General features: G+C 73.9%; 5 protein-coding genes and 1 pseudogene. 4 read left to right on the top strand and 2 right to left on the bottom strand.

What is annotated here, in order from left to right:
• Nucleotides 1–509: 509 nt before the first annotated feature.
• Complete coding sequence (locus tag AE652_RS32745; RefSeq protein WP_049658213.1) at nucleotides 510–896, bottom strand: ATP-binding protein; 387 nt, start codon at nucleotides 894–896, stop codon at nucleotides 510–512.
• Between the two features lie 665 nt (nucleotides 897–1,561).
• Here AE652_RS32745 and AE652_RS32750 point away from each other — a divergent pair.
• From AE652_RS32750 to AE652_RS32765, 4 genes are all read left to right on the top strand, one after another.
• On the top strand, nucleotides 1,562–2,272 hold the full coding sequence (locus AE652_RS32750) for an urease subunit gamma (RefSeq protein ID WP_049658208.1): 711 nt from the start codon (nucleotides 1,562–1,564) through the stop codon (nucleotides 2,270–2,272).
• Nucleotides 2,269–3,990, top strand: coding sequence for an urease subunit alpha (locus AE652_RS32755; protein ID WP_369808351.1), 1,722 nt, complete (start codon nucleotides 2,269–2,271; stop codon nucleotides 3,988–3,990). Before AE652_RS32750 ends, AE652_RS32755 begins: the two co-directional genes overlap by 4 nt.
• A gap of 17 nt (nucleotides 3,991–4,007) precedes the next feature.
• Entirely contained in the window at nucleotides 4,008–5,054 is a 1,047-nt protein-coding gene (locus tag AE652_RS32760) for an agmatine/peptidylarginine deiminase (RefSeq protein ID WP_049658209.1), read from the top strand.
• Between the two features lie 97 nt (nucleotides 5,055–5,151).
• The gene (locus tag AE652_RS32765; protein ID WP_049658211.1) at nucleotides 5,152–5,751 is read left to right on the top strand and encodes a TetR/AcrR family transcriptional regulator; all 600 of its coding nucleotides are present in this window, start codon (nucleotides 5,152–5,154) and stop codon (nucleotides 5,749–5,751) included.
• 75 nt (nucleotides 5,752–5,826) lie between these two features.
• Here AE652_RS32765 and AE652_RS32770 read toward each other — a convergent pair.
• Nucleotides 5,827–6,381, bottom strand: a pseudogene (locus AE652_RS32770) (hypothetical protein); the annotation flags it as partial.

Genomic DNA, 6,381 nt, shown 5'->3' on the forward strand with positions numbered 1-6,381 from the left:
CTCCGGGGCGCCCGGCTGCTCGGCGACACGCGGCTCGACGGCTCTCGGCCGGGCGGTGCGCGGCTCCACGGTCCTCGGCTCTACGGCTCGCGGCGCCACCGTCCGCGGCTCGACGACGGGCGCCGCGCCGGGAGGAAGCGCCGGCCCCGGCGACTCGGGCTCAGTGGGCATGCTGCTCCTGCCGCTGCCGTGGCGGACCGCGCCGACCGTCCGGACGGGCCGCGTGGCGTTGTGATGGGTCGTGCTGGATAGGACGGTGCGACGGACGGTCGCCAGTCGAGGTTCGGTCTCCCCGCTGCTTCCCGCACGTGGACACACATTCCCACCATCCTGGCCAATGTTCGGCCGAGCGGCAATGCCAACGGGCCGGAAATCTTCCGTTCCGCCTTCTGTTCTGGGCTTCCTTCGACAGCGAATCAATCGACGGCGAACAATCGTACGTCCTGCCGCCGACCCGGAACACACGGCCCGGAACGCACGGCCCGGAGCACGCCGCCCGGAGGCGGGGCTCAGGGCATGGCGAGCTCGAACCAGGTGACCTTGCCGTCGCCGCGCAGCTGCACGCCCCAGGAGTCCGCGAGCGCCTCCACCAGCAGCAGGCCGCGCCCCGAGGTCGCGTACTCGCCCTCCGGATCGCGCCGCCGCCCGGGCAGTCTGCTGGTGCCGTCCTGCACCTCGATGCGCAGCCGGTGGTCCGAGCCGAGCTCCGCGTCGAACACCGCGCCCTTGCCCGTGTGCAGCAGCGCGTTGGTGACCAGCTCGGAGGAGAGCAGCTCGGCGGTGTCGGACAGCTCCGGCACCCCCCAGTGGCTCAGCGCCGAGCGCAACCGCCGCCGCACCGCGCCCACCCCGACGAGATCCGCCGGATCGAGCGTGAGGTGCAGTCTCCGGTGCACGGCACACCCCGGTGCCGGCGCACCCGGCAGGGTCGTCCCGGTGCCGGCGACCGGCGCCTGGACCGGCCCGGACCGGTAGGCGTCGCCGGAACTCGTCCGCTGCCGCGGGAATCGCGACTGACCGTCCATCAACACATGCCCCCGCCCTGAAATCCGGGCCCCCGCCTCCGGATCCCCCGCCGGCCGGGTGGCCCCCTCGTTCTGACCACTCATCCTCATGCCCAGTTGACGGCGTTTGCAACAGTGTGCGTCCGATCACGTGGGGTGAAAGGGGCACGGGGTGGTTCGCGTGATCCAACTGCCCACGCCGGACAGGTTTGCGAAGCGCAGAGGCTGTTTTCGAAGGAGCCCCCACCCGATCCCGCGCACACCCGGCGCCCGTACCGACCGTGCGCCCGACCACGCGCCCCCCGCCCCGCTCCCGCCGCGCGCCGGGGTCCGGGCACCGGCCCACCCGGACCTCTTCGCCCCCGCCCCCCGCTCCCGCCCGCTCACCCCCGTCCCCCGCCCGGCGGGCCGAACGCCCGCGGAGCGGCAACGCTGGACAGGGCGGCCCGCTGCGGGTTCAATGACCCCGAGGTGTTTGAACGTCGTTCTAACATCGACCCCGACAGCCCCGCGGCCCCGAGCAGACCCCCGTCCCCGGCGACCGCGAGCGAGGAACCGTGCGACTGACCCCCACCGAGCGGGACCGGCTGCTGATCTTCACGGCAGCCGAACTGGCCCGCGCCCGCCGCGCCCGGGGCGTGCGCCTCAACATCCCCGAGGCCACCGCCCTGATCGCGGACACCGTCTGCGAGGCCGCCCGCGACGGCCGCCGCCTCGCCGAGGCCATCGAGGCCGGCCGCTCCGTGCTCACCGCCGACGAGGTGCTGCCCGGCGTGCCGGACGTGGTCACCGTCGTCCAGGTCGAGGCGGTCTTCGAGGACGGCACCCGCCTCGCCGTCGTCACCGACCCGTTCAAGGGCGCCGGCTCGCTCGGCGACGACGCCCCCGGCGGCGCGCTGATCGGCGACGGCGCCGGCTACGACCCGGTCGAGGAGACGCTGCTGCTCCCCGTGCACAACACCTCCGGGGTGCCGATCTCGGTCACCTCGCACTTCCACTTCTTCGAGGCCAACCCCCGGCTGGCCTTCGACCGGGCCGCCGCCTACGGCACCCACCTGGCCGTGCCGGCCGGCTCCTCGGTACGCTTCGACCCGGGCGCCACCGTCGAGGTCGGCCTGGTACCGATCGGCGGAGAGCGGGTCGCGATCGGCTTCGCGGGGCTCGTGGACGGGCCGCTGGACGCGCCCGGCGCGAAGGAGGCCGCCCTGGCGAAGGCCCGCGCGACCGGCTACCTGACCGGCTTCGACGACGCGGAGGTGCCCTCGTGAGCGCGATCACCCCGCACGACTACATCGCCGTGCACGGCCCGCGCGCCGGGGACCGGGTCCGGCTCGGCGACAGCGGACTGATCGTCCGGGTCGAGTCCGACTCCCAGGCGCCCGGCGACGAGTTCCTGGCCGGCTTCGGCAAGACCGCCCGGGACGGCCTGCACCTCAAGGCCGCCGCCGTCCGCGACACCTGCGACGTGGTGATCAGCAACGTGCTGGTGATCGACGCGGTCCAGGGCGTCCGCAAGACCTCGATCGGCCTGATCGGCGGCCGGATCGCCTCGATCGGGCGGGCCGGCAACCCGGACACCCTCGACGGCGTCGACGTGGTCGTCGGCACCGGCACCACGATCGTCTCCGGCGAGGGCCTGATCGCCACCGCCGGCGCCGTCGACACCCACGTCCACCTGCTCTCGCCGCGGATCATGGAGGCCTCGCTGGCCTCCGGCGTCACCACCATCATCGGCCAGGAGTTCGGCCCGGTCTGGGGCGTCGGCGTCAACTCCCCCTGGGCGCTGCGGCACGCCTTCAACTCCTTCGACGCCTGGCCCGTCAACATCGGCTTCCTGGGCCGCGGTTCGTCCTCCGACGAGGCCCCGCTGATCGAGGCGCTGGCCGAGGGCGGCGCGTCCGGCTTCAAGGTGCACGAGGACATGGGCGCGCACACCCGCGCCCTGGACACCGCGCTGCGGGTCGCCGAGGAGTACGACGTCCAGGTCGCCCTGCACACCGACGGGTTGAACGAGTGCCTCTCGGTCGAGGACACCCTGAAGGTGCTCGAAGGCCGGACCATCCACGCCTTCCACATCGAGGGCTGCGGCGGCGGACACGTCCCCAACGTCCTCAAGATGGCGGGCGTGCCGAACGTCATCGGCTCCTCCACCAACCCGACGCTGCCGTTCGGGCGGGACGCGCTCGGCGAGCACTACGACATGATCGTCTCCGCCCACGACCTCAAGCCCGACCTGCCCGGCGACGCCGCGATGGCCCGCGACCGCATCCGGGCCGGCACCATGGGCGCCGAGGACGTGCTGCACGACCTCGGAGTCATCGGCATCACCTCCTCCGACGCCCAGGGCATGGGCCGGGCCGGCGAGACCGTGCGCCGCACCTTCGCCATGGCCGGGAAGATGAAGGCCGAACTCGGCCCGCTCGACGGCGCCGGCTCGTACGGGACGACGGAGAGCGGCGACGACAACGAGCGCGTGCTGCGCTACATCGCCAAGCTGACCATCAACCCGGCCATCGCCCACGGCCTCTCCCACGAGGTCGGCTCCATCGAGATCGGCAAGCTCGCCGACATCGTGCTGTGGCGCCCCGACCACTTCGGCGCCAAGCCGCAGCTGGTCCTCAAGGCCGGCTTCCCCGCCTACGGCGTGGTCGGCGACCCCAACGCCTCCACCGACCGCTGCGAACCGCTCGTCCTGGGACCGCAGTTCGGCGCCCACGGCGCGACCGCCGCCGACATCTCGGTGGCCTTCGTCGCCCAGGCCGCCGCCGACGGCGCCTACCTCGACCAGGCCGCCGACGGGCTGCCCACCCGCCGCCGCCGGGTCGGCGTGCGGAACACCCGCGGCATCGGACCGCGCGACATGGTGCGCAACGCCCGCATCGGCCACGTCGAGGTCACCGAGACCGGCCTGGTCTCCCTGGACGGCTCGCCGCTGCGCTCCGAACCCGCCGACAGCGTCTCCCTCAGCCGCCTCTACTTCCTCTGACCGCTTAGGACTTCACGATGACCACCGCCACGCCCGCCTCCCTCGGATACCGGATGCCCGCCGAGTGGCACCCGCACGACCGCACCTGGATGGCCTTCCCCACCACCAACCCCACCTTCGACGGCCCCGAGCAGCTGCACGCCGCCCGCCAGGCCTGGGCCGCCGTCGCCGACACCATCGTCCGGTACGAGCCGGTGACGCTGATCGTCAACACCGGCGAGACCGAGCAGGCGCGCACGTACGTCTCCGAGAAGGTCGAGATCGTCGAGCGCCCGCTGAACGACGCGTGGATGCGCGACATCGGCCCCTCCTTCCTGATCGACGGCAAGGGCTCGCTGGCCGCCGCCGACTGGATCTTCAACGGCTGGGGCGCCCAGTCCTGGGCCCGCTGGGACAAGGACCAGCACATCGCCGAGCACATCAGCGAACTGACGGACGTCCGGCGCTTCGCCTCCCGGCTGATCAACGAGGGCGGCGGCATCCACGTCGACGGCGAGGGCACGGTCCTCGTCACCGAGACCGTCCAGCTCGGCGAGGGCCGCAACGCGACCTGGACCAAGGAGGAGGTCGAGGCCGAGCTGCACGCCTTCCTCGGCACCACCAAGGCGATCTGGCTGCCGCGCGGACTCACCCGCGACTACGACGAGTTCGGCACCCGCGGGCACATCGACATCGTCGCCTCCTTCGTGCGCCCCGGCGTCGTGGTCGCCCACGTCCAGCCCGACCCCTCGCACCCGGACCACGAGGTCTGCCGCGAACTGGTCGCCGTGCTGCGCGCCTCCACCGACGCCCAGGGCCGGCCGCTGGAGGTCCTCGAACTGCCCGCCCCCACCGTCCTGCTGGACGAGGACGGCGAGCCGGTCGACTACTCCTACATCAACCACTACGTGGCCAACGGCGCCGTCGTCCTGTGCGCCTTCGACGACCCGCGCGACCAGGAGGCCGCCGCGATCCTCGCCGAGGCCTACCCGGGCCGCACCGTCGAACTCGTCGACGCCCGCGAGATCTTCGCCAACGGCGGCGGCATCCACTGCATCACCCAGCAGCAGCCGAAGGCGCTCTGACGCCCCGCCCGGGCGGGGGCCGTACGCCCCCGCCCGGGCCGCCTTCCCGCGTTCCGCGCCGCCTTCCCGCGTTCCGGCCCACCGAGGAGAACCCCACATGGCCGACCCCCGCCCGCGCCGGCCGGCCCGCCCCCGCGAGGAGGTCTTCGCCACCGCCCGGGCCGCGATCGCCGAACACGGGCTCGCCAAGCTCACCATGGCCGGGCTCGGCAAACAGCTCCAGATGAGCGCCGGACACCTGCTCTACTACTTCGGCAGCAAGGACCAGCTGCTGCTGGAGACCCTCCGCTGGAGCGAGGACCAGCTCGGCGCCCGCCGCCGCGAGGCCCTCGCCGACCACACCCTCGACCCCTGGCAGCGCCTCGACGCCTACCTGCGCCTCTACCTGCCGGAGGGCGCGGGCGACCCGCGCTGGATCCTCTGGGTCGAGGTGTGGGGCCGCTCCCCCGCGAGCGCCGAGATCCGCCAGGGCCAGCAGGACATCGAGGCCCCCTGGCAGGCCGACCTGGTCGCCCTCATCGAGGAGGGCACCGCCACCGGCCGCTTCACCCCCGGCCCCGCCGCCGACCGCGCGGCCCAGATCCGCGCCCTGCTCGACGGCCTCGCCGTCCCCGTCGCCATCGGCCTCCCGGACGCCCACCGCGTCACCGCCCTCACCCAGGCCACCGCCGTCACCGGCATCCTCCTGCGCACCTGACCCGGCCCCCGCTCACGCGAGAAGTCGGCCTGGTCGACTTCTCGTGCAGGAGTGGAGCCGCAGGCCGGTGCGGTGTCACTCGGTCCAGATGGCGGCGGCGGTGCGGTCGTCGGCGTAGCCCTTGGCGCGGACCTGGACCTGGCGGAGGAAGTCGACGGTGCCCGGGGGGTGCGGGTGGGTCCAGTGGGTGGAGAGGAAGTGGGCGACGGCCGGCTCGTCGGCGATGGGGCGGGCGAGACCGGGGGTGCAGAGCAGGAGGATGTCGCCCGGCGTCACGGGGACGAGCCGGAAGCGGAACGGGCGCGGACCGGGCACCGGGGCCTCGGGGACCGGCGGCTGGCCGTCCGGGTGGTGCAGCAGGCGGGCCGCGTAGGCGTCGATCCAGTGGCCGGAGCGCAGCAGGTAGAGCCCGCCCGGGCCGACGCCGAAGGCCGCCCGGTAGCCGGCCTCCGGGTCCAGCGACACCAGCAGGCAGTGCAGCAGCGCCGGGGACGGCGCGTCCTCCTCCTCCCGGGGCACCAGGGCGCGCAGCGGGGCGGCGGCACCGGTGGCGAGGCGCTGGAGGCCGTAGCGGAGCCGGTCGCGGGCGCCGGCGCGCAGGTCGTTGCCGTGCCGGGTGAGGATGCGGCG

Origin of the sequence: Kitasatospora sp. MY 5-36 (assembly GCF_001182915.1) — a bacterium.
Lineage (GTDB): Bacteria > Actinomycetota > Actinomycetes > Streptomycetales > Streptomycetaceae > Kitasatospora.

Excerpts from the sequence above, each read along its gene's own strand:
- AE652_RS32760 (WP_049658209.1), top strand. The coding sequence starts at position 4,008 with ATGACCACCGCCACGCCCGCCTCCCTCGGATACCGGATGCCCGCCGAG.
- AE652_RS32765 (WP_049658211.1), top strand. The coding sequence starts at position 5,152 with ATGGCCGACCCCCGCCCGCGCCGGCCGGCCCGCCCCCGCGAGGAGGTC.